The 24,498-nt window shown below is 63.3% G+C and carries 21 protein-coding genes; 14 read left to right on the plus strand and 7 right to left on the minus strand.

Annotated elements, in window-relative coordinates; translation table 11 throughout:
- The first annotated feature begins 132 nt into the window (after window positions 1–132).
- Together OW521_RS22875 and OW521_RS22880 are read left to right on the plus strand one after the other, a co-directional pair.
- Window positions 133–816 carry a hypothetical protein gene (locus OW521_RS22875; protein WP_268021741.1) on the plus strand — a complete coding sequence of 228 codons (684 nt, stop codon included), beginning with the start codon at window positions 133–135 and terminating at the stop codon, window positions 814–816.
- Window positions 817–1,204: 388 nt separating this feature from the next.
- A complete protein-coding gene (locus OW521_RS22880; RefSeq protein ID WP_268021742.1) occupies window positions 1,205–1,666 on the plus strand; it encodes an Hsp20/alpha crystallin family protein in 462 nt (153 codons plus the stop codon).
- Here the strand turns inward: OW521_RS22880 and OW521_RS22885 are convergent.
- Window positions 1,630–3,081, minus strand: a complete 1,452-nt coding sequence (locus tag OW521_RS22885; protein ID WP_268021743.1) for an MFS transporter — start codon at window positions 3,079–3,081, stop codon at window positions 1,630–1,632. The genes OW521_RS22880 and OW521_RS22885 overlap by 37 nt on opposite strands.
- A gap of 229 nt (window positions 3,082–3,310) precedes the next feature.
- Here OW521_RS22885 and OW521_RS22890 point away from each other — a divergent pair, with 229 nt between their 5' ends.
- Complete coding sequence (locus OW521_RS22890; protein ID WP_268021744.1) at window positions 3,311–3,520, plus strand: hypothetical protein; 210 nt, start codon at window positions 3,311–3,313, stop codon at window positions 3,518–3,520.
- A 301-nt stretch (window positions 3,521–3,821) separates the two neighbouring features.
- Here the strand turns inward: OW521_RS22890 and OW521_RS22895 are convergent, their stop codons facing one another.
- The 4 genes from OW521_RS22895 to OW521_RS22910 form a co-directional block, all read right to left on the minus strand.
- Window positions 3,822–4,508, minus strand: a complete 687-nt coding sequence (locus OW521_RS22895) for a hypothetical protein (RefSeq protein WP_268021745.1) — start codon at window positions 4,506–4,508, stop codon at window positions 3,822–3,824.
- Between the two features lie 128 nt (window positions 4,509–4,636).
- Window positions 4,637–6,286: a LuxR C-terminal-related transcriptional regulator gene (locus tag OW521_RS22900; protein ID WP_326494043.1), complete on the minus strand. Its 1,650-nt coding sequence runs from the start codon at window positions 6,284–6,286 to the stop codon at window positions 4,637–4,639.
- 94 nt (window positions 6,287–6,380) lie between these two features.
- Window positions 6,381–7,100 carry a hypothetical protein gene (locus OW521_RS22905; RefSeq protein ID WP_268021746.1) on the minus strand — a complete coding sequence of 240 codons (720 nt, stop codon included), beginning with the start codon at window positions 7,098–7,100 and terminating at the stop codon, window positions 6,381–6,383.
- 206 nt (window positions 7,101–7,306) lie between these two features.
- The gene (locus OW521_RS22910; protein WP_268021747.1) at window positions 7,307–7,942 is read right to left on the minus strand and encodes a TetR/AcrR family transcriptional regulator; all 636 of its coding nucleotides are present in this window, start codon (window positions 7,940–7,942) and stop codon (window positions 7,307–7,309) included.
- A 133-nt stretch (window positions 7,943–8,075) separates the two neighbouring features.
- On the opposite strand from OW521_RS22910, the gene OW521_RS22915 reads away from it, so the two are divergent.
- From OW521_RS22915 to OW521_RS22930, 4 genes are read left to right on the plus strand one after another with little or no spacing between them, the layout of a single operon-like run.
- Complete coding sequence (locus tag OW521_RS22915; RefSeq protein WP_268026072.1) at window positions 8,076–10,022, plus strand: primary-amine oxidase; 1,947 nt, start codon at window positions 8,076–8,078, stop codon at window positions 10,020–10,022.
- A complete protein-coding gene (locus OW521_RS22920) occupies window positions 10,019–11,533 on the plus strand; it encodes an APC family permease (RefSeq protein WP_268021748.1) in 1,515 nt (504 codons plus the stop codon). Before OW521_RS22915 ends, OW521_RS22920 begins: the two co-directional genes overlap by 4 nt.
- A gap of 27 nt (window positions 11,534–11,560) precedes the next feature.
- Window positions 11,561–12,088, plus strand: coding sequence for a hypothetical protein (locus OW521_RS22925; RefSeq protein ID WP_268021749.1), 528 nt, complete (start codon window positions 11,561–11,563; stop codon window positions 12,086–12,088).
- A gap of 51 nt (window positions 12,089–12,139) precedes the next feature.
- On the plus strand, window positions 12,140–13,549 hold the full coding sequence (locus OW521_RS22930; RefSeq protein ID WP_268021750.1) for an aldehyde dehydrogenase family protein: 1,410 nt from the start codon (window positions 12,140–12,142) through the stop codon (window positions 13,547–13,549).
- Here OW521_RS22930 and OW521_RS22935 read toward each other — a convergent pair.
- Window positions 13,539–14,750, minus strand: a complete 1,212-nt coding sequence (locus tag OW521_RS22935; protein WP_268021751.1) for a low temperature requirement protein A — start codon at window positions 14,748–14,750, stop codon at window positions 13,539–13,541. The genes OW521_RS22930 and OW521_RS22935 overlap by 11 nt on opposite strands.
- Window positions 14,751–14,907: 157 nt before the next feature.
- Between OW521_RS22935 and OW521_RS22940 the strand changes: the two genes are divergently transcribed.
- The 4 genes from OW521_RS22940 to OW521_RS22955 all read left to right on the plus strand — a co-directional run bounded on the left by OW521_RS22940 (window position 14,908) and on the right by OW521_RS22955 (window position 19,254).
- Entirely contained in the window at window positions 14,908–15,132 is a 225-nt protein-coding gene (locus tag OW521_RS22940; RefSeq protein ID WP_268021752.1) for a hypothetical protein, read from the plus strand.
- A 68-nt stretch (window positions 15,133–15,200) separates the two neighbouring features.
- On the plus strand, window positions 15,201–16,256 hold the full coding sequence (locus OW521_RS22945) for a zinc-dependent alcohol dehydrogenase family protein (protein WP_268021753.1): 1,056 nt from the start codon (window positions 15,201–15,203) through the stop codon (window positions 16,254–16,256).
- A gap of 113 nt (window positions 16,257–16,369) precedes the next feature.
- Window positions 16,370–18,238, plus strand: coding sequence for a glycoside hydrolase family 15 protein (locus OW521_RS22950; protein ID WP_268021754.1), 1,869 nt, complete (start codon window positions 16,370–16,372; stop codon window positions 18,236–18,238).
- A gap of 17 nt (window positions 18,239–18,255) precedes the next feature.
- Window positions 18,256–19,254 (plus strand): zinc-dependent alcohol dehydrogenase family protein, encoded by a 999-nt coding sequence (locus tag OW521_RS22955; protein WP_268021755.1) that lies wholly within the window; start codon window positions 18,256–18,258, stop codon window positions 19,252–19,254.
- 130 nt (window positions 19,255–19,384) lie between these two features.
- Here the strand turns inward: OW521_RS22955 and OW521_RS22960 are convergent, their stop codons facing one another.
- On the minus strand, window positions 19,385–19,747 hold the full coding sequence (locus OW521_RS22960) for an SPW repeat protein (RefSeq protein ID WP_268021756.1): 363 nt from the start codon (window positions 19,745–19,747) through the stop codon (window positions 19,385–19,387).
- 511 nt (window positions 19,748–20,258) lie between these two features.
- Here OW521_RS22960 and OW521_RS22965 point away from each other — a divergent pair.
- From OW521_RS22965 to OW521_RS22975, 3 genes are read left to right on the plus strand one after another with little or no spacing between them, the layout of a single operon-like run.
- Window positions 20,259–21,479, plus strand: coding sequence for a sugar ABC transporter substrate-binding protein (locus OW521_RS22965; RefSeq protein ID WP_268021757.1), 1,221 nt, complete (start codon window positions 20,259–20,261; stop codon window positions 21,477–21,479).
- A gap of 7 nt (window positions 21,480–21,486) precedes the next feature.
- Entirely contained in the window at window positions 21,487–23,604 is a 2,118-nt protein-coding gene (locus OW521_RS22970; RefSeq protein WP_268021758.1) for an ABC transporter permease subunit, read from the plus strand.
- A 10-nt stretch (window positions 23,605–23,614) separates the two neighbouring features.
- Entirely contained in the window at window positions 23,615–24,478 is an 864-nt protein-coding gene (locus OW521_RS22975; protein WP_268021759.1) for an SDR family oxidoreductase, read from the plus strand.
- The last annotated feature ends 20 nt before the right edge of the window (window positions 24,479–24,498 follow it).

A 24,498-nucleotide genomic window follows, 5' to 3' on the forward strand; every position in this document is an offset into this window, starting at 1 on the left:
TGCTTCCATCGACGAGCCCGTCCCCATTGGCGGCCACGTGCCCGCCCACAAATATTCAGCCCCGAGCGACCCCCGGCTTCTTGCCAGCTTTGGCCTCTTGAGACCGCTCCGGGCCGGTGGGACGATGAAGCGGTGAATCCCTTCTTCGAATTTCTCAGCCATTACTGGTGGCTGGTCTTTCCCCTGAGCGGTTTGGCTGGCGGATGGGCGCGGTCCTGGTCAAGGGCCAGCGAACGGCGGTATCGCCGTCGGGTGGAGCTCTACCGGCTCCAGAACCAAGCGGCGCAGGCTGAGCAGGCCAGCAAGGCCGAGGTCCTCCGGCTGCAGGAGGCTCACGACGCAGTGAACCGGCGATGGCTGGAATACGAGCTTGACGTCGGAAAACTCATTGATTTTCCCGTCATGTCCGATGTGCGCGAACCGCTCACGGTGGCCTTTCTTCGGGCGAAGCGGGAAGCGGACGGTTTGCGCCCTGCCGCACCCGGCGACATTACTACGGCGGCCCGGTTGGCGGAATACCGCGCGGCCGTGCGCAGCTTTGAGCTGGCGTTCGACGTCGCCGAGCGGGAAGCCAAACGCGTCAAGGACAGCAACTTCTCCGAGCCCGAGCGCCAGCGGTTGGCGACCGCCAGGAAGCTGCTCAGGATCGCCTCGGACAGCGCTGCGACGCCGGCAGAGCGGCAGACCGCCTACAAGCGTGCCCGGCGCGAATTGGATGGGCTGATTGTCCTGCCCGAAGCGACCATCGCGGCTTTAGAAGAAAAAGTCGCCGGCATACTCGATGCCCCAAAGGCCCCCGACTTTCATCAAAGCTGACAAGCCCGCCAAGACAGGCGGCTGGGCGCCTACCCGCTCCCCATCAGTGTTTGAGGCGATGAATTATCACGTACTTGTGATGCTTCCGGTGGCCAGTCTTGCCGCGACGGGGACTCAGTCCCAGAGGGGGCAGTCCAAGAGCTTTCCGCCTGCGTGACAAACGAATGTTTACGTAAACCAAGAAGACGATGAAACCCAGCGACGGGATGAGCAGCACGAATATCCACGGTAAATTGCCCACGGTGCGCCTCCTATGCCCAGTTTCCGGCTGGCCAGACTGGACGTCAAGACACGCCCAAGGGCTAGCCATGCGGGCACGCCCGGCGTAGCTTTTTTCTCATCAGGACACCCGCGTTGGCTGCCAGTCGGCACCTATCAGGAGGTCAGCATGGACAACTTTCTCCGACGCGGCGGACTCGAAGTCCCGGAGCCCGTCAGACGTTTCCTTCAAGGCGAATCCGACCCTTCGCTTCGCATCGAGCAATACCAAGAAGGGGACACCCTGGTCGTCAGAGTGGACTTGCCGGGAATCGACCCGGAGACGGACGTCGACATCAGTGTCTACGAGGACAGCCTCCACATCCAAGCGCGGAGGGAGGAGAACGCCGATCACGTAGCCAAGAAGGGTTATCGCAGCGAACTTCGCTATGGCGAACGCTCACGTAGCATCCCGCTTCCCAGGGGTGTGCGCCAGGACGGCATCGTGGCCACGTTCGAGGACGGTGTCCTCGAAATCCGCATCCAGCTTCCCGAACAGTCGGAGTCCCCAACCGCGAAAATCCGCGTTGTCCGTCCGGGTAGCCGCGAAGCCAATCAGTCTCCAGAGGAGCCAGAGAACTTAGTCACCTGAGGATGCAAATCCTCAAGGACTGTGGACGGCATGGCGAGGACCGCGGCGACGGTGAGCGCTGCGCATACAAGCACCGCAAGAAATACCGCAGCAGAGGCGTATACGATCGTCTGCGGATTCTTCTCGCCTCCTGGGCTGCCAGCGTAGATTGCATTTGCCACGGCCCCGAAGACTGCAACCCCTAGTGAGCTGCCAATGGAACGCGCAAAGAGATTGGTGCCCGTCACTACTCCGCGCTCGCTCCAATCGACACTGGACTGGGCAGCGATCAGGCTCGGGGTTGCAAGGAGCCCCAGTCCGAGTCCAGAGATAAAACAACTGGAAGCGACGAGGACGAGGTTCGGCGTGTAGGCAGTGATGGCAAGGACCAGCGCACCGATGATAGTGACCGTGATCCCGATCAAAGCTGTTGCCCTGAATCCAATTCGAAGATAGAAACGCCCCGATTGCGAGGCGCTGATCGGCCAACCAATTGTCAAGGCCGCCAAGGAAAGGCCCGCCAGAACCGGGGAAACCGAAAGCGCTCCTTGGAGGAAAGTGGGAACGTAGGAGGTAAGTCCGAGCACTATTGCTCCGGCACCGAAGGAGATCATTGTCGTTGTAACAAGAAGGCGCCTCGAGACGACCCAGGGTGGAAGGACGGGCTCGGCCGCTCGCCGCTCGACCAAGACGAAGGCAACAAACAGGACTGAACCAATGGCGAACACGCCGACGCTGATCGGGGAGGCCCATGACCACGCCTGGCCGCCCTCCAGGGCTCCCAGGATTATCAGGGTCAAGGACGTCGTGAGAAGAGCGGCTCCGAGGTAGTCGACCCGGTGCTTTATGCGTTCGATGTTCTCGTGGAACTTTTGAGCCAGCATCCACGCAGCGACGACACACAGAGGAATGTTGACGAGGAAGATTCCGCGCCAAAGTCCGAGCGAAGAGAATACCCCTCCCAGGGTGGGGCCTACGACAGACGAGACCGCCCACACGCTGGCAAGGTAGCCCTGCACCTTCGCGCGCTCGGCCAGGGAGTAGATGTCTCCGGCGATGGTAATGGCAACGGGCAACACCGCACCGGCACCGAGCCCTTGCACGACACGGAACACGATGAGCGTCGGCATGCTCCAAGCCAACCCGCAGAGGATCGAGCCGAGCAGGAAGAGTCCGATGCCGGTGAGGATGATCGGTTTGCGACCTGCCATATCGGAGAGTTTCGCGTAAACGGGAACCGAGACGGCCTGCGCAAGCAGGTAAGCGGAAAAGAGCCACGGGAACGAAGAGAAACCTCCGATTTCACGCACAATCGAAGGCACCGCGGTCGCCACAATCGTGGAGTCGATCGCGACGAGCCCGCTCGACAGCATCAGGGCAATCAGCACCGGTCCACGCCGGGAGCGGAAGCCGATGCCTTCGGTTGGAGTTGTCATCTCATGACCCATCTTGGGGCTCCCTTGTGTGATCACGCTAGGCGCATCCTTCCCGGGACGCAACGACGGCATCCGGCAAGCCTCCGAGATCTACCAGAACGATCGACGGGCACTGATCGGCTAATGGGCGGCCCTGTCATTCACCCAAGCCCCGGCGTATTCTAATTACGCTTCCGGCACCGGCTTCGGCCGGCATACTGTTCCGTACCTACTCAGTTAGGCGTCATCCATGGAGATCGACATCAGGAACCACTGGGACAAGCTCAGTCCCGAAACGCGACGGTGGCTCACAGACAACCCTGGGTGCGTGGTTCTGCCCCGCACCATTGCGGAAATAATTCACCAAGAAACGGGCGTCACCCCTGACGCCGACCAGCATAGCCAGGTCAGCCTCTCACCCGAGGACCTCAGCTTCATCCGGGCCCAGGCCGAAGGGTAGGCGTGTTCGGTGGGCGGGGCGAACGCATGCACTAGCGGTCTTCCTTGCCTGGCGGTTCTAAAGCTTCGACCGAGATCAGGACCAGGCCGAGGTCCCGGACCTTCGTGAGTAGACCGTGCAGCGCCGCTTGGTCCGGGACGAAACCCCGAAGGCTCGTGGTGCCATCGCTTTCGGGGGTGAGGGTGAACTCACTGAACCAGGCAGACCAGTGCCCGGGGAGGTGCCCGTCGACCCGAAGCTGATAACCCGCGGCACCTGGCGGCTGCTGATGTCCTTCATGGGGGCCAGCCTCGCGGAAGCGTTACTTCGCGCCGGCCCGGTCGAGGGGCGAGGTGCTCTCAGTGGGTAGTGAATGGCCGACGGCGCGCTGCTCGCGCCATAGTGAGATGCCGAGACCGACCAGAGCGACGGCGGTAGGCAAGGCGAGCAGCCGTTCATTGATCTGCGGCAACAGCGGAATAGCGATGGTCGCAACGGTGCCAACGGCAAGCAGCACGGCAGCCCAACGCGCGAGGATGTTGGCACGGAAGAGGGCAATGCCGAAGAGCAAGCCGCCGCCCAGGTAGCCGATGCCCATGAACGAGAGGAGCGGCTGCATCAGCCCGATGTCGCCAGCCGCTTGGCCACTGGTGGACGCGGCAAGGACGTCGTTGACGTACTCGGGTGCGCTGTGGGCAATAGATGGGAGGACAACCGTCCCAATGACTTCGACGCTCAGCATGGTGAGGTAGCCGGCGCTGAATAGGACGTACCCGATCACGCCGAGGACACCGGTCTGCTTGACCTGGCGCAGGTACATTCCGGTGATCCCGAGGAGTGCCAGGACGGCCATGAGCACCTTCATGGTTTGCCGGACCGTCCATTCGGTCGTGGTAACGAAGTTGGCATCCAAGTGGGGGTGGTTGAACTGGACGGCAGCGAACAGCAGTCCTGCCGCAACGGCGCACAGGCCGGCCGCTCGGGTGAGCTTGGTGGTAGTGATGGACATGTCCGGCTCCTCGGTTTTGGTATCAGTGGCCTGGCGCCACGGGATAACTCAAATGTAGGAACCAACGGGGTGACCAGGCGTCACCCAACGATGTGATTGACGGGGTGAGATCCTGGCGGCCGGGCCGGCTACATCAGGCCGCGTTCCCGTGCGCGACGGACCGCCGCCCGGCGGTCGGCGACGTCGAGCTTGGTGAAGATGTGCTTTGTATGGGTGCGTAGCGTGTTGTACGAGATAAACAGCGCCTTGGCGATCTGCGGGCCGCTCATCTCACTGTCGAGGTGTCTGAGTACCTGCAATTCGCGCTCGCTCAGCGGTTCCGGGGACGACGACGGCGCACCCCGCCTTACGCCCGCGGCTTGACCTTCGGCGGGGCTGTTCAGCCCTCTGGCGCCATGTGCCAAAGCCTGCAGCATCCGGATCTCCAGCACGCTTCCGGCACGCCCCGATGCCTGGGCGGCGTCGAGAAGCCTGTCCAAAAGGCGAGTTGCCTGCTCGACTGCCCCGGTTTCGGGGAGTGCCCGGTGCTGCGCGATGAACAGGCGCACCAGCGTGAGGTGGTCGAACTCGCTGAGGTAGGTGACATCGTCCTCGATGGACAACCCTCGTTCGAGTGCCCATTCAGCGGCCGGCTCCAGCTTGCCCTGGGCAATCCACACACGTGCCTTCACCGCGGCGATGGGGCGTACGTCCGGGAAGAACCCGCGCCGATAGAGCGGTTCCGCCTGCTCAAGGAAGTTAATCGCTGCCACGGGATCTCCCTCGGCAAGGGCGAGCAGTCCCGTCGCCAGGAACCACCGGTAGCGGCTCTCGGTCATCAACCCGCGCTCAATGAACTGTGCGGCGGTCTCAAGGTGTCGCCTGGCGCTGACGAGATCCCAGGCTTCGCGGTCAATCTCGCTGATTCCCACGTGCAATTCGGCAGTTGCCCGCGCCACGGACTCGCCTTCCGCCTCGGCCCGCTCCAGCGCATTCCGGTAGAGTGTGCGTGCCTTGCCGGGCTGCCCTGCGACGACCCACATGTCAGCGAGCACCACGGTGCTGCTTAGCTCGTCGATCAGGTTTCCCGATGCGTGCAGGCTCGCCACAGCCTGCGTGAACGTTTGCGGCGCTGTGCTCACGTCGCCTTTCGACCACGCGGCGAGGCCGAGGAAGCCGGCCGCCGATCCACGGGACAGATGGTCGTTGGGGCCGGCGATGTCGAGCGCGTGCTGAGCGTGCTCGACTGTGCCTGCGACATCTCCTCGTGCTTGGGCGAGGGAAGCCCGGTAGACGGCGATAGTCGCCGGCAACGTGCGGAGTTCTTCGGTATCCGCCCATGGAGGCGCTGAACCGTCCGGCACTTCGGCGAGCGCCCTTTCCGCATCACGAAGCCTCGGCTCGACTGCATCGAGGTCACCGGAAGCCATGTGCATGAATCCATGGAAGACGCTTAGTGCCGGGCTGCGGCGGACGGCGTCGTCGGGCAGTGCCTTCAGCCACGCGAACAACATCGCGTCCTGGCGGTTACGCCGAATCGCCGGCAACGCGAGCTCCATGAGCCGCACCGCGCCGTCGAAATCGAGGGCAGCCAGCGCGTGCCGGACAGCGTCTCCTGCCATCTCGTGGCGCTCGTACCAGCCGCTGGCGCGCTGGTGCAAGAGCGGAATCTGCTCGGGCTGCTCGCTGAGTAGGCGCCCCCGCAGCACGTCGGCGAAGAGGTGGTGGTAGCGGTACCATTCCCGCCGATCGTCCAGGGGAACGATGAAGAGGTTGGCACTTTCCAGGGCCAGGAGCATCCGGCTTCCGTCATCACGGCCGGTGACGGCGTCACAGAGCGGACCCGTGAGCCGGTCAAGGATCGATGATCGCAAGAGGAATCCGCGGACTTGTTCAGGCTGATGCTTGAGCACCTCCTCGACCAGATAGTCGACGACGTACCGGTCGTCCCCAGCGAACCGCGCGACGAAGCCCGCGACATCGTCCCGCCCTTCGAGAGAGCGCGGCGAGCTGGAGCGCGGCAATCCAGCCCTCCGTACGCTGCTCCAAAGCGGCTACCTCAGCAGCCTCGAGGCCCAGTCCCGCCACCCCGTTGAAATACGAGCCGGCTTCCTCGGACGTAAACCGCAGATCCGCGGCGCGAATCTCGAGCAACTCGCCCCGCACTCGCCAACGGGGCAGCGGAAAATCCGGATCGGCCCGGGTGCTGATGACAACATGCACTTGTGGAGGAAGATGATCCAGCAGGAAGACCATCCCATCGCGGACGTCCTGGCTCTCGACCAAGTGGTAGTCGTCCAGCACGAGCCACACGCCGTGCTGTACAGCTGCAAGCTCATTCAATACAGTGCTGAGCACGAGATCGGTCGGCAAGGGGGAACTGGCAATGGGCTTGAGGGCCGCCGAGCCGACGCCGGGCACCGCCGTTTGGAGCGCTGTTACAACGTAGGTCCAGAAAGACACCGGATCGCTGTCCGCTGAATCGAGCGAGAGCCACGCAACACAGCGGACTTCGCCCTGTGCCTCCCTTAGCCATCCTGCGAGGAGCGTCGTCTTACCGAATCCGGCCGGCGCGGATAGCAACGTCAGTCTCGATTCGGCTGAGCGACGCAAACGCTCACTCAATCTTGGGCGCGGGACAAGGCCGCGGCCCGGTTTCGGGACGTAAAGCTTGGCCGCAATCACCGGACCCGCCATGCGATCCCCATTCCAACGTGAACAACCGCATCCGAAGAAGAGGGCGGCAATTAACACCAGAGTACCGGGGGCGGGAACTCCCCGTGGCGCTCGAGTAGGGCCACCTCGAAAGCTACCTGCTCTCAGGTAGAGCTTGTCGAGCCGCCGGTTGGAACGAGTGCATTCTTTTCGGAAGAGATAAGCGAAATGTAGGTCTCCAACTGGGACCGCAACTGATCCGGCGAGTGGTGTTCGGGCGTCAGAGTGGCGGTGATTTGGGCACCGAGGGCGAACGTCATGATCCCGCCAACGATGTCGTCGTCGTTCAGCCCCTCCTTCAGCTCGCCAAGGTCCCTCGCTTCACGGAGCCTGGCGAATAACGACTCACGCCATTGCTCCATCGAGGAATCATGCAAGGCCGCCTTCGCCGGATCCGTGAGTGCGCGCTGCCAGAACGCGATGGCAATTCGGGCTTCGTTGAGCCTCTCAGCATCAAGCGGCAGGATTTCGTGGCAATAGCTACGTAAAGCAGACAGGCCGCGCTGGCCGGCAGTGGACGTGTCCATGCGGGCGTTCGTCTGGTTGAAAACGTGGGCGAAGGCAAACGTCAGCAGATCGTCCTTCGTCGGAAAATAGGGCTTGAGCGCGCCGTTGGCAAAGCCTGCTTCCATGGCAATTTCACGCATGGTTGCACCCTCGATCCCCCTCTTCGCGATGATTCGCCAGGTGGCTTCGACCAGTTCCACCCGGCGCTTGTCGTGGTCTACGATCTTCGGCACATGTTCCCCAAATCTTTTTTCTACAACTGTTGTGACTCAGATTACACGATGCTATTCTCTACACACATAGAAAATAAACCGTCGACCACGAAGGCCTTCCATGAGCACAACTTCCTCTCCAGAAATCGCCGAAATGGCTGCGTTTGCCGGACTGTCTCCTTATGCAATGACCAGTGCCGAGGACATCACGGCGGTCAGGGACATCCTGGCCGATGCCGGACTCTTCGGTGAATCCATCAGGGTCGCTTATCTTGGACTGCTTGATCCCCCGCGCGATTCGGGGACTCGCGATTCGGGGACTCGCGATTCAGGAGCCGCGGACCGCAGGTTCAGGGCGTTCCTGCATAACGTTTCGTCCGGTGCGGCACAGGACGTCGTGGTCTCTGTGACCCACCGGGAAGTCGTCTCGAAAATGGAACTGGACACGTCCGTGACGGGCGAGCTTCCAGTCATCGAAGAGGAATTCGAGGTGGTTGAGGAGATCCTGGCCCAGGACGAACGATGGCTCAAGGCCTTGGCTGACCGGAATCTCGATGTCACCAAAGTCAGGGTCGCTCCGCTGTCCGCGGGGGTTTTCGAATACCCCGAAGAAAAGGGCCGCCGGATCCTGCGCGGCCTGGCATTCGTTCAGGATTTCCCGGAGGACAGCGCTTGGGCGCATCCGGTGGACGGGCTGGTTGCGTACGTCGACGTCGTGAGCAAGACCGTCGACCAGGTCCTGGATTTCGGCCCCGTTCCGGTCCCGGAGGAGCACGGCAACTTTACGGACCCTGAGCTGACCGGACCGATGCGCACTACCCAGAAGCCGATCCACATCAGCCAGCCGGAAGGTCCGAGCTTCACGGTCCAGGGCGGAAACCACGTCGAGTGGGAAAAGTGGAGCCTCGACATCGGTTTCGATGTCCGGGAAGGCGTCGTCCTGCACAATGTAGCGTTCGACGACGTCGATCGCCGCCGCAGCATCCTCAAGCGCGCTTCCATCGCCGAAATGGTGGTGCCTTACGGGGATCCCTCCCCCGTGCGCTCCTGGCAGAACTACTTCGATACCGGCGAATACCTGGTGGGCCAATACGCCAACTCCCTGGAGCTCGGCTGCGATTGCCTCGGCGAAATCACCTACCTCAGCCCGGTGGTCAGCGACGCGTTCGGCCAGCCACGGGAAATCCGCAACGGAATCTGCATGCACGAAGAGGACTGGAGCATCCTAGCCAAGCACAGCGACCTCTGGAGCGGCGTGAACTACACGCGCCGGAACCGCCGGCTCGTCATCAGCTTCTTCACCACCATTGGCAACTATGACTACGGCTTCTACTGGTACCTCTACCTCGACGGCACCATCGAATTCGAAGCCAAGGCCACCGGCATCGTCTTCACCAGCGCCCACCCGGGGAAAGGCTACCCCTACGCCTCGGAACTCGCCCCGGGCCTTGGGGCTCCCTTCCACCAACATCTTTTCAGCGCCCGACTGGACTTTGCCATCGACGGACTCACGAACCGCGTCGAGGAAGAAGACGCCATCCGGGTGCCGATGGGCGAAGGCAACGAACGCGGCAACGCCTTCACCCGCCGTCGTACTGTCCTTAAGCGCGAATCGGAAGCTGTGCGTGAGTCCGATATGGCGGCCGGACGGGCTTGGGTGATCTCGAATCCCGAATCACCCAACCGCTTGGGCGACCCCGTGGCGTACAAGCTCCATGGCCAAGGGCACCCCATGCTTCTGGCCGACCCTGAATCATCCATCGCCCGGCGTGCCGCCTTTGCCACCAAGGACCTGTGGGTGACCCGCTACGACGAGGCCGAGCGCTATCCCAGCGGCGACTTCGTCAACCAACACTCCGGAGGAGCCGGACTGCCGTCCTACATAGCCCGGGACAGGGACATCGACGGACAAGACATCGTGGTGTGGCACACCTTCGGACTGACCCACTTCCCGCGCCCGGAGGACTGGCCCATCATGCCCGTGGACACTGTGGGATTCAAGCTCCGCCCTGAGGGCTTCTTTGACCGTAGCCCTGTCCTCGATGTCCCCGCGTCAAAGCCCGCCGAAGGCGGCCACTGCCATATGGAGGCACAGAAATGAGTTTAACAACCGGAAAAGAGACCACCGAGGTGGGCCACCCGCATCACAATCGACGCCGTCTCGGCGTCCCGGCGGTGACCTTCATGATCATCGCTGCATCGGCCCCGCTCACTGTCCTTGCCGGCGGGGTGACGACGACGTTCGCCGTCACCGGGGTCACCGGCGTACCGCTGTCCTTCCTGCTGCTCGGCGGCACCCTCGCTTTGTTCGCCGTCGGTTACGCGGCGATGAGCAGGTACGTGGTCAACGCCGGCGCCTTCTATTCCTACGTCGCGCAGGGCATTTCCCGGCCGGTTGGCGTCGGGGTTTCCATGGTGGCGCTCATGGCCTACAACCTGATGCAGGTCGGGATTTACGGCCTGTTCGGCTTCACCGTCTCGAGCTTGATCAACGAACGTTTCGGCGTCACTGTCCCCTGGTGGATTCCGGTTCTGGTCTGCATCGCCGTCGTCGCATTTCTTGGTGTGAACCGGGTCGACCTGTCGGCGAAGGTCCTCGGGGTGCTGGTCGGCCTGGAGTTCCTCGTGGTGATCGTCTACGACGTCGTCTCCTTTGCCGTAGCCCCGGAAGGCGTCAGCGGAGCGCCGCTCAGCCCGGAGAGTCTCTTCGTGCCAGGCGTAGGGGCGGTCCTCTCCTTCGGCATCGCGGCGTTCATGGGATTTGAGTCGGCAGCGATCTATGGCGAGGAAAGCAAAGACCCCAAGCACACCGTCGCGCGGGCGACGTACACCGCCGTCGCCATCATCGCCCTGTTCTACGCTGTTTCTTCCTGGGCCATGGCCGTTGGCACAGGACCGTCCGCGGTGGTCGACGCTTCCGCAAAACAAGGACCGGACCTGATGTTCGGTTTCCTGGGCGATCACGCAGGCGTCCTTCTCGCCGACCTGGCCCGCTTGCTCTTCGTCACCAGCCTCTTCGCAGCCCTCGTCAGCTTCCACAACGCCGCCGCCCGCTACTTCTTCTCCCTCGGCCGCGAACAAGTCCTTCCCCGAAAGCTCGGTGCCGTACGCCGGCACAGCGGCGCTCCCTACGCTGGATCGCTTGCCCAGACGGTCATCGCCGTCGTGGTGACTGTAGCTTTCGCCGTTGCGGGAACCGGATCACCGCTGGGCGACCTCTACCCGGTCCTGACCATGTTCACCTGGTTGACCAATGACGGCGCTATGGGGCTTGTCCTCCTCATGACCGTTGTTTCACTGGCTGTCATTGGATTCTTCCGCAAGAACAGGCACGACGCCGGAATCTGGACCCGCGCGATCGCCCCTGCTCTGGGATTCGTGCTCCTGGCTGCGATCTTCATTCTGATCGTGATCAACTTCAACGTGCTGCTCGGGCAGAACGAAACCAATGCGCTCACGTTCATCTTGCCCGCCACTATCGTGGTACCCGGATTGGTGGGTGTCGCCTGGGCGTTCCGACTCCGGCGGAGCAACCCCGGGGTGTACCGGCGGATCGGACACGGCGAAGAGGACCCGGCCGCCGTGCACCTCGGTGACGAAGAAGACTTGTAGCGCCGGGACCGAAGATCGCTGAACAACATGCACACAGTCCTTTCGATCGTCATGCTGGCCTGCTGTGCCCTCGGAATCTGGAACCCACTGCGCGAAGGCATGGTCAAAAACCTCAGCCAATGGGGCCCGATGGCACTCATGCTCGTGGGGATGGCGGACACAACCGTTGGGCCGGGCATCATTCCTGGCGTTGTTTGGGGCTTCCTGCTGCTCCTTACTTCACCGCTTCCGTTGGTGCTCCTGCCCAAGGACCGCCGCGGCGGCATGGAAATACACCGCTCTATGTCAATCCTGGCCATGTTCGCGATCCTGGTCACAACCCTTTCCCCGGCGTCATCCGGTTCACCCCACCAGGCACACGCACACTCGGGTCTTGGTGGAGTGAACTCGGTCCTGGCGGTAGCCCTCGCGGTAGCAGTCATCGCCTACTCAGTCGTCTTGGCGGCCCGGTCGGTCCGGCCGAGCTGCCGCGGACACAGCCGTCACCCGTCTGTATCGTTTGAGGCCCTTTCTTCGGTAGGTGCGTTGGGCGCGATGATCCTGATGGCTGCTTGACCTTTAGAGACTTATTTCGAAACCGTTACCAACTCAGAGTGGAGTAAACCCTTGGAAACCTACGACGCCCTCCTGGCTTCAATCACCCCGTCCTCCGGCGAGACCCGGACGATTTTCGACCCCGCCACCGGCAACGCCGTCGGGCAGGCGCCCATACATACCGTCGAGGACCTCGAGTCCGCCATCGCCGCCGCCCGGGCCGCCCAGCCCGCGTGGGCTGCGCTGGGCCACGACGCCCGGTCCGCCGCGCTGCTCAAGGCCGCCGACGCCGTCGAACGCTCCGCCGAAGAACTCGCCCAGCTGCTCTCCCGCGAGCAAGGCAAACCACTCAACGGCCCCAACGCGCGCTTCGAAGTCGGCGCCTGCGCCGCCTGGCTCCGCGCAGCCGCCGGCACCCCGCTGGAACCGGAAACCGTGGTGGACGACGGCGAAACCCGCGCCGAACTGCACTACCGGCCCATCGGCGTCGTCGGCGCGATCGGCCCGTGGAACTGGCCCATGATGATCACCATCTGGCAGATCGCCCCCGCCCTGCGCATGGGTAACGCCGTGGTAGTCAAGCCCTCCGAATACACGCCCCTGTCCGTGTTGGCCTTGGCTAAGGTGCTCAACGAGGAACTCCCCGAGGGCCTGCTGACCGTGGTCTCCGGCGGCCGTGACGTCGGCGCGCGCCTCGCCGAACACCCCGCCATCGGCAAGGTCATGTTCACCGGCTCCACCGCCACCGGCAAGGCGATCATCAAATCGTCCGCCGACACCGTCAAGCGCCTCACCCTGGAACTCGGCGGCAACGACGCCGGCATCGTCCTGCCCGACGCCGACCCCAAGGCCATCGCCGAAGGCCTCTTCTGGGGCGCCTTCATCAACACCGGCCAAACCTGCGCTGCCCTGAAGCGCCTCTACGTCCACGACTCGCTGTATGAAGCAGTGTGCTCGGAGCTCACCGCCGTTGCGGCGGCGACGCCCATGGGTAACGGCCTGGACGAAAACAACGTCCTCGGCCCCCTGCAGAACAGGGCGCAATACGATATCGTCGCCCGCCTCGTGGACGCCGCGCGCGATTTCGGCGCCCGCATCCTGCTCGGCGGCAACCCGGACACGGACCAGCCCGGCTACTTCTACCCCACCACGCTCGTGGCCGACATCGACAACGGCAACCCCCTCGTCGCCGAGGAGCAGTTCGGTCCGGCGCTGCCGATTATCCGCTACAGCACGGTCGACCAGGCGGTCACCATGGCGAACGCGCTCGACGTCGGACTCGGCGCCTCGGTCTGGTCATCGGACCTGGACGGCGCCCGGAAGGTAGCCGCCCGTCTCGAGGCCGGAACGGTCTGGATCAACAAGCACGGCGCCGTGGATCCGCGCATTCCGTTCGGCGGCGCCAAGCAGTCCGGCTACGGCCTCGAATTCGGCGTCGAAGGCCTCAAGGCGCTGGGCGTGCCACAGATCATCAACGGCTAGGCGGTGACGGAGGCGCGGCTGCAGGTGCGGAACTCCTGCGCCGTCGCCTCTGAATCTCCACGTAGGCCGTGACGAGGAGCAAGACAATCGCGGCAAACACCAAGACGACGGCACCGGGAACCGCAGCGCTCACCGGTATGAGCAAAACAGCGGTCACCACTGTGGGCACTGCCCAGGGCAGCACCGCCCGCAGTGGCTGGCCGTAACGAAGCGAGACGATCGCATTGCAACCATAGAAAAGAGCTAGACCGCCGCCCAGCGAGATCCCCGAACCGAGCGGCAAGTGCACATAGGGTGCCGGAATGGCGGTCGCGATCGCCCCGGCGATTGCTGTCACTCCCAGCACCAGGAGAAACGGCAGGAACAACGTGGTCTGGAGTATCCCTGCGAAGTCCGAGCGAGCCTGCAGGCGCTCGAGCCCCGCGGTGATGGTCCCGGTGCCATATTGGAAGAACGCCCAGCCAAGGAACGCAACAATGAGGAATCCGAGTGCTCCGACCGCTCCGGCGCCCGGACCCCAATCATCCGAAACCTCAGTGACGATCGTGAAGATCGATTCGCCGAGGACAATGATGACGAACAATCCAAGCCGTTCGGACGCGTGTTCGATATTGATACCGCCGATGCCGCGGTCAGGCCAAAGGCGCGCGCTAACCACCATCATGCCAACCTCGATGACGATGGCCGTCGCCCACAGGACGACGGCGACATGGAGTGGCAAGAAGGCCGCGATGAACCAAAGGACGGCCGTGCCGCCGTTGTAAATCCAAATGCGCCACGGGGTTTCAACTGAATTCCCTCGGTGTTGATACAACCACAAGACCAGCAGGACAACGCGTATGGCAGCATTGGCGAGCGAGAAGGCCCACGCCCGTTCTCCAAAAGCACCCGGTGCAGCCGCGGCCATGACGCTCGCCGCCGCCATGGCCGCGAGCATCGCGATACCCAGCGCCCGGGACGACAATCCGGGCAGGAGGTTGACTACGGACACAATGTTCACCCATGCCCACCAAGCCGGGAAGAAAAGCAGGACGTAGGTACCGAACTCGGCCCATCCGGGGTCGCCATGGATCCCGCGTGCGAGCTGCCCGACGAAAGCGACAAAGACGAGGTCGAAGAACAGCTCCATCCAGTGAACGCGGCGAGGGTCACGGGCCAGCTCGTGCGTCAACGCGCCAGAATCCGACGACTTATCCATCATTGACCAATGCTATTGCTGCGGGCCCGGAGACGGGCGAGTGCCACAGTGGCGTTTGGGGTTCGCCAAGCGCCGAGATAGTAGCATTTGTAATACAGGAATACTTTTGACGCGTGGAACGTCCTACGCGCGTGGAAAACATTTGGGGCGACAAAAAGTCATGGATTCGGAACCGATACAGCCAGAGGTAAATCCGCGGTTCAGCAACACGCGGAATGAGAATATCGAGCTTGCTCTCCAGCAACTCCGCGACGGCGGATTCACCCCCATTCAGCTGGATGAATTCCTGGAGACGCTGCGCCGCATGGAGGCCGACGATTTGATACTTGCACCCCTGACAAATGCCTTGCTCGCCATGAATGTCACGGTTCAGTGGCTGATGTAGCGACGGGTCAACTACCGTCCCGGGGATAGACTCGGTTCAAGCCCAACAACCGCCATTTGAGGAGCCCCATGCGCGCCACCATCATCCACGGCCCCGGCGACATCCGTGTCGAAGACCGCAGCTACCCAACGGTCCAGCTGCCCACCGACGTCATTGTCAAAGTCACTGCCTCCTGCGTCTGCGGATCGGACCTATGGCCGTACCGCGGCGTGAAGCCCACCCACAAGCCGTCCGCGATCGGGCATGAATTCATCGGCACCGTGGAGAGCGTCGGCGACGATGTCACCACCTTGGCGGTGGGCGACTTCGTGATCGCCCCGTTCGTGGTCAGCTGTGGCGCGTGCCCGCAATGCTTGGACGGAGTCACGGTGGCCTGCGACCATTTGGCCGGTTGGGGCGGCAAAGATGACAGCGGGCACGCGATCGACGGCGGCCAGGGCCAGGCGGTCCGGGTACCACTGGCGGACTCCACCCTCGTCAAGGTTCCCGGCGTCACGGAACCTGACGACGCACTCCGTGCCAGCTTGCTGACGCTGTCCGATGTCATGGCCACCGGCCATCACGCCGCCCTCGCGGCGAAGGTCGGGCCCGGCAGGACCGTCGTCGTCGTCGGGGACGGGGCGGTAGGGCTCTGCGGCGTGCTCGCAGCGAAGCGGCTCGGAGCCGAGCGAATCATCGCGATGTCCCGGCACGCCGACCGTCAGGCAATTGCCCTTGAGTTCGGAGCCACGGACATCGTCGCCGAGCGTGGCGAGGACGGCGTAGCCAAGGTCCGCGCGTTGCTGGGAGGCGTCTTGGCCGACTCCGTGCTGGAGTGCGTCGGGACCAAGGAATCCATGGAACAGGCACTGCACAGTGTCCGCCCGGGCGGGGCCCTCGGCTTTGTCGGTGTCCCGACAGGTGGAGCCGAAGCCCCGCTGCGCTACTTGTTTGACACGAACATCTCGATTGCGGGCGGAATGGCCCCGGCCCGCACGTATATCCCGGAACTGCTCGTGGACGTACTCGACGGCACGATCAATCCGGGCCGGGTCTTCGACACGGTGATGCCGCTCGAGGAAGCACCCGAGGCCTACCGCGCCATGGATGAACGGCGCGCCATCAAGGTTCTTCTGACCCCCTGACGGGCATGGGTTGAACCGGAAGATTCCTGCGAATGGCAGGGCTGTGGCGCGCGCACTGGAACGGCGGGAGAATCCATATACAAGGCTGGATGAACCCAAAGGAGTGAGCGATCATGATCACTGCTGCCCATGCGCGCGCGGTGGTTAACCAGGATGGATATCTGCCCATCGAGGATCATGGACTCATCGGCGACGGATCCACATGCGCCCTGGTAGGCCGGGACGGGGCAATCACGTGGCTCTGCCTGCCAGAGTTCGACAGTCCCCCGTTCCTGGCAGGAATACTCGACGCCGAGTCCGGGGGTCGTTTTGAAATAGCTCCGGTTCACACGGTGGGATCCTTCCAGCGCTACACCGAGGACTCCTGTGTGCTGGTCACCTCCCTCCTGTCCGACCGTGGCGTGCTCGAAGTGACGGACGGACTGACCCTGCGCGCCGGCGCCGACCTCTCGGAGCCGGTACCGGCTGGCCGTTCCGAGCTCCTCCGGCACGCCCGGGCCGTGGGTGGAGACGTCCCGCTCCGCATCAGCCTGATACCTAAGGCCGGCGTCACCTTTGATGCCCTGGCCACGGGCTGGAGGTTCGATTGGCGGCAAGACGGCGTCCAGGAAGTCTACCTATGGTCCTCGGTTGAGCTCGTGCCTGATGGGCGCGGCCTGTCTGCCGAGCTGACGCTTCGTGCGGGAGAAACGCTGACCATGGTCCTGCACTGGTCGGGGCGGTTCCGGCTCCGCCAGCACCCGGAGAGCAAGAAGCTCATCGACCAGACTGTTTATGCTTGGCGCCGCTGGGCTTCAAGCTTGGACTGCGAAGGCTCCCAAGCTGGGTTGATGAAACGCTCGGCTTTGACTCTGAAGATGTTGGACCATGCTGAAACGGGCGCCATCCTGGCTGCGGCCACGTCCTCCCTGCCTGAGTGGCCGGGAACGTCGCGGAACTGGGACTACCGGTACACGTGGGTGCGTGACGCGTCCTTCTCCAATTACGTCTTCAGGCGCATTGGCGACCCAAGCGATGCGGACGTATTCCTTGCCTGGGTCCTGACCAATGTCGAACGCGACGGCGTCCCGCACGTTATGTACGCTCTGGATGGGTCCCAACCACCTGATGAGGTGGAGGATCCACAATTGCGGGGATACCGAGGATCAGCCCCGGTCAGGTGGGGCAACGGCGCCCGCCACCAACTCCAGCACGATGTTTACGGCGAAATAGTCGATATCGCATACCAGTGGTCGGGCAGCGGCAGGCGGGTCGACGAGCGGCTCTGGGCCGCGCTGGTGCCCATCGTGGAAATGGCGATCAAGAAATGGCGGGTTCCGGACTCTGGTCCTTGGGAGATACGCGATAAGAGCCGGCCCTTCACCTATTCCGCCGCGTTGTGTTATGTCGCGATCGACAGGGCCATCCAGATCGGGCGCCGGGACGGACTTCCTTATCCCAAGCGCCGTTGGGAGGCAACTGCGCGCCAAATCCGGCAGGCTGCCCTGACTCAATCCTGGGATCCCCGGCGTCGCACCTTCACTGAAAATTTGGGCGGCAGCGGCGGCCTGGACGCGTCGTTGCTGACCCTTCCTGTCCGCAACGTCATTGATTTCGACGATCCGAGGATGGTTGCCACCACAAGAGCTATTGCCGCCGAGCTCGACGCCGGCAACGGCCTCTTGTTCCGCTACTTGCCAAGGATTTCCCCCGACGGGCTGCCGGGAAGCGAGGGCGCCTTCTTGCTCTGCAGCTTCTGGCTGGTAGATAACCTAGCCGGGCAGGGCCGGGTGGATGAGGCGCACGAACTCTACGAATCCCTCTGCAGCCGGGCAAATCCGCTGGGCCTGCTACCGGAACAGATCCACCCGGACACGGGAGAGTTCCTAGGAAACTTCCCGCAAGCGTTCAGCCATGTGGGGGTACTGGCAAGCGGCCTTCGCCTACTGAAAGCGGAGCGACGCGCTGCCAACGCCGGTTCCACCGCGGAGAACCAGACCTAGCTTCGAGGCGATGCACGATGCGTGCATGGTGGGTGCATGAACCCGGTCCAATCGCGACGGGGCCGCTTGTTTGGGGCGAAAGGCCCGATCCGGAACCGGGGCGACAGGAGCTACTCATCAATGTCCGAACCAGCGGTGTCTGCCGGACAGATCTCCATTTGGCCGAGGGTGACCTTGAGCCGCGCATGCCGGACGTAGTGCCCGGCCATGAAGTGGTGGGAATAGTCATTGACACGGGCAAAGGGTGCACCCGGTTCCAGCCGGGTGACAGGGTCGGGGTGGCCTGGCTCGGAGGAACATGCGGGACGTGCCAATATTGCCAGCGTGGCGAAGAGAATCTCTGCCTCTCCCCCACGTTCACCGGATGGGATAGAGACGGCGGCTATGCGGAAAAGCTGACCGTGTCCGAGGATTTCGCCTATGCCATTCCGGAGCAATTTCCGGACGAGCAAGCAGCACCGCTATTGTGCTCGGGCATCATCGGGTACCGCGCACTCAAACGCGCCGCCGTCCCACCGGGCGGCCTGCTGGGCATCTACGGTTTCGGAGGTTCGGCCCACCTCACAGCGCAAATGGCACGCCACCAAGGTGCGTCCGTCTGCGTGATGACACGCTCGGAATCGGCCCGTTCCCTGGCGCGCGAACTCGGGGCTGTGTTTGTTGGCGACTCATACGATTCCCCGCCGGACCCACTCGACTCGGCGATACTTTTCGCCCCCGTTGGGGATCTCGTCCCGGTGGCACTGAGGGCACTCGGCCGGGGTGGGACCCTCGCGATTGCGGGCATCCACCTGAGCGACATACCGTCCCTGAACTATTCCGCCGACCTCTTCTATGAGCGGCAGCTTCGCAGTGTTACCGCCAATACCCGCTCGGACGGCGAGGAATTCTGGTCGCTGGCGGCAGAGATTCCCCTCACTCCCACCACAACGGCATATCCCTTGGCGGAAGCCGATCGGGCGCTGCGGGACCTGGCCGGGGACCGTATCACTGGGTCTGCCGTCCTGAAGGCCTGAGCTGTGGATCTAGCCCCTGGATTCTGCGTGCGGATACATGAGAAGGGCAAGCGACCGGCGGGTCCGGTTGAGGTCCCGCCGGCCGGTGCTCCACTGTTTAGGTGTTGCAGCTGTTCAGGGTTGCGGCCGTTCAGTGCGAAGGGCTGACCATGTGATGCCGGTGTTCCTCGGTGCTCGGCTTGATCGCCGTCGCGGTGACGACGAGCGCCACCAGACCGGTGATCCAGGACGTCCAGGCGACTCCACCTTGCATAGCGTAGGAACCCATCCACGGAGAAAGGAAGAGCAGGGCGCCCAAGCCTGCCTGGACCCACTCCATGACCGGCGTTCCGGGCATGGCCAGATTGATGACGCCGCTGATGATCAGCAAAGCGCCGAACACGACCATCAGGGCAGCCGACGAACCGGCCGCCGTGGTCCAAATGACCGATAGAGCAGCATAGAGACCGGCAATAACCGTGACCCAATCCTGCCATCGCGTCCATTTCTTCATTGAAACCACCTCTGTGATGTGGACTGCGCCCCAGGACACCTTGGACGGCACCCCAAGGGGCTTCACTTGTTGACGGTGACCTCCCAGGAGGTACCGCCATCCGGTGCCGCGATGACCATCCGTACGCCCCAAGCCGACCCCAAGGTTCCGCTGTCATCGCCGCTCCGGTATTGATGTAACAAAATCCGCCCGCCACTCCTTCCCGGCGTCGCCGTCGTCGAAATCCCGCGGCGCACAAAGCCTTGCTAAGCGCAGACTTCCGGTCTACAACGTAGTCATAGAGCAACATCGACGAACATGCCCGGCGTCGCCGGCATGTTCGTCCAGAGAGGACCCCGTGATATCGAGTCGCTGGTCGTAAGAGTCGCCAGCCAGTTTAGCGCTGGCTTATCGACGTCCGTTGGTGAGAACCGCCGTGGCCTCCGGCGTGGACCTGCGTCCGGCGCCAACGCCCAGGTTCCGGCCCGACCCCGCCAGGTCGCCTGTTGTCGCAACCAACGGAAGGAATGAAATGTTAAACATGAAGGTCACGGCACGAGGCGCCGGAACCGCCTTCATCGCAACCCTCGCTATCACGGCACTCGCCGCATGCTCGAGCACGAGCACATCGCCTTCGCCAAGCGCCACGAGTTCCGGCGGAACCGTACCGCAAATCTCCGCGGATGCGTTCACGGCCGACTTCTCAGCGATGAAGCAACTCACGTCGCTCGCTTCACAGGGCAAGGGCATGGTCGGCGTACTGCTGCCGGACACCACCACCTCAGCGCGGTACGTGACGTTCGATGCCCCGTACCTGAAGAAGGCATTCGAAGCCGCGGGACTCGACTCCAGCAAGTTCAAGATCGACAACGCGCAGGGCAGCGCAAGCACCATGCAGACACAGGCCGAGGCTGACATCACAGCTGGGGCATCCGTTCTGCTGGTAGATGCCCTGGACTCGGGTTCCGGCGCGGCCATCGAGGCGGCCGCCAGTTCGCGCGGGGTCAAGGTGATCGACTATGACCGGCTCGTCAAAGGCGGCGCGAAGGATCGAACCTACGTCAGTTTCGACAACGTCAAAGTTGGTCAACTGATCGGCCAAGGCGAAGTCAGTTGCCTCGCAGACTGGAAAGTCACCAAGCCGAACATCCTGATCATGGATGGCGACCCGACCGATAACAACGCGAAACTGTTCGCCGAAGGCTACAACGGCGTACTCAAACCGCACTTCGACAGTGGCGAATACGTGAACGTAGGCGAGCCTGCCGGGACGTGGACACCGTCCGTAGCACAGACAACATTCGCCCAACAGTACACGGCACACTCGAACATCAACGCGGTGGTCACGCCCAACGATGACAACGCCAACGCGGTGATTTCGTACCTGCAGAGCAAGCAAATCCCTGCCAAGACCTTCCCCACCACGGGGCAGGATGCGTCCCTGTCCGGGTTGCAGAACATCCTGAAGGGCTACCAGTGCGGAACGGTGTACAAGCCGATCTATTTTGAGGCCCAGGCAGCCGCGGCGGCGGCACTCTACCTGCGGGCCGGCATGACCATTCCCACAACCCTGGTGAACGGCAAGACGACCGACGACACCGCGAAGACCGACGTCGCCTCGGTCCTGCTGACCCCGCTGTGGGTGACCACGAAGAACATGGCCGACACCGTGGTGAAAGACGGCGCCGTGACGAGTTCTTCGCTGTGCATCTCTCAGGTGAAGGACGCGTGCACCGCGGCAGGAATCCAGTAGTTGGAACATGAGTGAGTTGGTAACCTCGGACCCCGCCGACGTCGGGCCTCTGCTTCGGCTGGTGGGCATCGACAAGAATTTCGGGCCGGTGCAGGCACTGGTCGACATCACCCTTGAGGTGCCGATCGGGAAGGTGACTGCGCTTGCCGGTGACAACGGCGCGGGCAAATCGGTATTGATCAAATGCGTCGCCGGCATTCACGCCCCCGACGACGGCCAGCTGTTTTGGGAAAGCAAGCCCGTACGGTTGAACTCGCCGCACGAAGCCGCCGCGCTTGGCATCGAGACCGTCTATCAGGACCTGGCCCTGTGCGACAACCTCGACATCGTGCAGAACCTGTTCTTGGGCCGCGAGCGGCTGCGCCATTTTCTCCTCGACGAGGAGAGCATGGAGGTCACGGCCAGGGAAACGCTTGCCAGCCTGGCCGTGACCACAGTGCGTTCCATCCGGCAGCCCGTCGCATCGCTGTCCGGTGGGCAACGCCAGTCGGTATCGATCGCGAAATCCGTGCTGTGGAACTCGAAGCTCGTCATTATGGACGAACCGACGGCAGCTCTCGGCGTCGCGCAGACCGAGGTTGTCCTCCACCTTATTCGCCAGCTCGCAGACCGTGGCGTCGCAGTCATCGTTATCTCGCACAACATGAACGACGTGTTCGAGGTTGCCGACCGCATCGCCGTGCTCAGGCTCGGGCGTCTCGTGGAAGTTCGGCCCGTCACAGAAATGGACCGGCAGATCGTGGTCGACCTCATGACCACGGGTTTCTCCGATCGGGCAAGGCCCGAACTTGCGCCGTCGGCGCCGTTGAAACGCCCGCTGCCCGCCGTCAAGGGGCCGCTCCCCTCGACCTCTGCTGCCCTCCAGGACGAGCCGACCACCGCAGCCGCAGCGCGGAAGGCCGCACTGGCGTTGAACCCCGACATCACCGCAACGTCGCTGCCTGAATACTTCCGCGCAGCGCTGGCGCGGGTTCGGGGCGGCGAGAGCGGGGTGTTGCCTGTACTCGCAGGCCTGTTGCTGATCTCTGTGCTGTTCCAATCGCTGAACCCGAACTTCCTGACTCCCGGCAACATGGTGAACCTGCTCATTCAAGGTTCAGTGTTCATGCTGCTGGCGATGGGCCAGGTCTTCGTGCTCCTGCTCGGCGAAATCGACCTCTCAATCGGGTACGTCGGCGGAGTGGGCGGCGTCATCATGGCCGAACTCGTCCAGGAGTCGACCGGCTGGCCGTGGTGGGCGGCTATCGCGGTCGGGTTGGTCAGCTGCGCCGGTATCGGGGTATTGCACGGAACCATCATCACCCGCCTCGGGCTACCGTCATTCGTCGTGACGCTCGGCGGCCAGCTCGGCTGGCTCGGCGTGATGCTCATCATCCTCGGCAGTGGCGGCGTGGTTCCCATCAACGACACCGTCATCAACAACATCGCCAGCGGCAACCTCAGCCCGATCACCAGCTGGATCCTCATGCTCGTCGTCGTCGGAGCGTTCAGCACGTGGACGTGGCTGCGGGACGGCCGCCGTCGTAACACGGGACTCGTCGCGCCGCCAGCCAGCGTGAGCGCCCTGAAGATCGCAGCGGTGCTAGCCGCGGGCGTGGCCCTCGTCTGGCTGTGTAATACCGACCGCGGCACCCTGGTCGAAATCAGCGGGGTGCCGTGGGTGCTACTCGTGGTGCTCGGAGTCCTCGCTACTTGGACGTTGCTGCTCGGGCGCACCCGGTTCGGTCGCTACGTCTACGCTATTGGCGGCAACGCGGAGGCCGCACGGCGGGGAGGCGTGAACCTCGCGCGCATTCGGACCCTCGCCTTCATGCTCGCTTCCTTCACCGCAGGTATCGGCGGAATCGTCTACGCGTCGCGGCTCCGCTCCGTCTCGACGTCGTACGACGGCGGCACGCTGGTTCTTTACGCCGTGGCGGCCGCGGTGATCGGCGGGACTAGCCTGTTCGGGGGGCGGGGCAAGGTACTGCACGGAGTGCTCGGCGGGCTGGTCATCGCGACGATCGATAACGGCATGGGACTGCAGGGCTACAGCGCGCCGGCTAAATACGTAGTCACCGCCCTGGTTCTGGTTGCAGCGGTGACGATCGACGCGGTCGCCCGCCGCGGGCGTTCCCGGACGTAAGGAGGCAACAATGACTGATTCCGGACCAGTGCTTGCGGTCGGCGGCACCGGCATGCTGGGTGGCCAGGTGGTGTCCGAGCTGTTGGCGCGAGGGAAGCAAGTCCGTGCCCTGGTGCGCCCGGGTTCGGACGCAACGCGCCTTGAAGCCCTTGGTGCCACGATCGCCCGGGGCGACATGATGGAGCCCGAGTCGCTGCTGCGCGCCATGGACGGCGTTGACGCTGTGGTCACCTCCGCAGCTGGATACACGCGGCACCGGGAGGGCGACAGCCCCGTCATCGACACCGTGGGCAACATCAACCTTGTCGATGCGGCAAGCCGCGCCGGCATTCGCAGATTCGTCCTGACGAGCATCCTCACCTGTGACCAGACCCCGGATGTTCCGCACTTCTGGCACAAGAAACTGACTGAAGATCGCCTCGAAGAACTCGGGGTCCCGTTCGTGGCACTGCGTCCGGGCGCATTCCTTGACCAGATCACTCGCTACGGGGACCCTTTCAGCGAAGGGCGGATCACGTGGTTCGGGTCGTCGAGCGTTCCGCTGACGTTCGTGCTCACCGCCGACCTCGCTGGCTACCTTGCCGCAGCGGTCGAAGCAAGCGGGGTCGAGGGGCAGCGTATCGACATCGGCTGGGACCAGCCCGTAAGCATGCAGGAGATCGCTGACCTCTCCGCCCAGCTGCTCGGCAGACAGGTTCAGCTCGTCCTCAACCCAATCAACCCGATGGCGAAGGACCTTGGCGCCATGATGGACTGGTTCCAAAGCGGCCGCTATGTGGCCGATACCTCACGACAACGCGAAGTGTTCGGCCCTCCTCCAACCGCAAAGGACGCCGTCGCCCGCCTGATCACCAGCCTCGGACATCCAGTCTGACTAAGCCGGCCCGACGACGG

Origin of the sequence: Arthrobacter sp. MMS18-M83 (assembly GCF_026683955.1) — a bacterium.
GTDB lineage: Bacteria > Actinomycetota > Actinomycetes > Actinomycetales > Micrococcaceae > Arthrobacter.